We start from the raw sequence: 1,479 nt of genomic DNA on the forward strand, positions 1-1,479 counted from the left end.
ATCTTTTTACTCAGGTTCATGCTGAAACTTCTTTTTGCTCCGGTGAGCCTTGTTTTGGCCCTGTTCGTCTGGTTTTTCACCTGGCTGGTGTGCGTGTCCAGCGTGGTGCTGGGCCTGGCTAGCGCGGTACTTTCTCTTTTGGCGCTGGCGATCCTGCTGCTCTCTGCATCGGTGGAAGGTTTTATCATCTACCTGGTGCTGGCGTTTCTGGCCAGCCCCTTCGGGCTGCCGGCGGCTGCCTTTTGGCTGCTGGGCAGGGTGCAAGGAGTGCGGTATTTCATTCAGGAAAGGATCTATGGTTAAACCATGAAGAAAAAACGCGGCCATTACTGCAAAGTTTGCGGCGAATATAAGGCGAATGAAAAGTTCAGCGGTCGGGGCCATGCGGCGCATATCTGCAAAGCCTGTGCTTCCCTGCCTCCCGAAAAGAAGGCAGAGATGATGGCCGTCAACCGGCTGCTGAATCTGCCGTGGCGGTTGTCCAAAGAGCAGCTGGCCTGGCTGCGCAACCGGACCAAAGACCGGCGGCCGGAGGTGCGGGCGCTGGCACAACATATATATGAAATGCGCTTCCCGCCCAGAGAGCGATTTGTATACGAGGAGGATTGGGAGGATAAGCTGGACTTTCTGGAAGATGCCTTTGATGAAGATACATCAGATGAACTGGAATAACAACGGCGGCCTGCGCGAGCAGGCCGCTCTTTTTGTTTTAGGAGGATATAATGGCAACCACAAGTATCATGCCGCTGCACACCGGCAAGGGCCGGTCGGTACGGCGGGCCATTCAGGATAGTATTAACTATGTGAAGAACCCGGCAAAGACCGATGAAGGGCGGCTCGTGACCAGCTACCAGTGCAACGGCGAAATTGCAGATGCCGAGTTTCTGTTGGCCAAGCGGCAGTACATTGCTGCCACCGGTAGGGTGCGCGGGAAGGATGACATCATCGCTTATCACCTGCGGCAGTCCTTTGTGCCGGGGGAAATCACGCCGGAGGAGGCCAACCGCCTGGGGCAGGAGCTGGCGCGGCGCTTCACAAAAGGCAATCACGCCTTCATCGTTTGCACCCACATCGACAAGGCGCACGTCCATAACCATATTATTTGGAATGCGGTCAATCTGGACTGCGACCGCAAGTTCCGCAATTTTCTGGGCAGCACCCGGGCAGTGCGGCGGCTGAGCGATACCATCTGCATCGAAAACGGCTACTCCATTGTGGAAAATCCAAAACCTCACAGCAAGAGCTACAACAAGTGGCTGGGCGATGCCGCCAAGCCCTCCCACCGGGAGACGCTGCGCCTTGCCATCGATCGGGCGCTGGAGCAAAAGCCCACCGACCTGGACACTCTGCTGGCGGAACTGAAAAAGTCCGGCTGCATCGTGGAACGCCGGGGCAAGCACATCACGCTTTGCGCGCCTGGCTGGAAAAAGCCGGTCCGGCTGCGCAGTCTGGGTAAGGGCTACACACAGGAGGATTTGA

At 56.9% G+C, this 1,479-nt stretch carries 3 protein-coding genes; all 3 read left to right on the top strand.

The window, feature by feature from the left end:
* Positions 1-303: CD1845 family protein (locus B5G12_RS14145; RefSeq protein ID WP_343286653.1), on the top strand; the 303-nt coding region annotated here is incomplete at its 5' end.
* A 3-nt stretch (positions 304-306) separates the two neighbouring features.
* The gene (locus tag B5G12_RS14150) at positions 307-672 is read left to right on the top strand and encodes a hypothetical protein (RefSeq protein WP_087325492.1); all 366 of its coding nucleotides are present in this window, start codon (positions 307-309) and stop codon (positions 670-672) included.
* 50 nt (positions 673-722) lie between these two features.
* A partial coding sequence (locus B5G12_RS14155) for a relaxase/mobilization nuclease domain-containing protein (RefSeq protein WP_158099732.1) occupies positions 723-1,479 on the top strand: 757 nt, incomplete at its 3' end.

It is taken from the genome of Faecalibacterium sp. An58 (genome assembly GCF_002161515.1).
Taxonomy (GTDB): domain Bacteria; phylum Bacillota; class Clostridia; order Oscillospirales; family Ruminococcaceae; genus Faecalibacterium; species Faecalibacterium avium.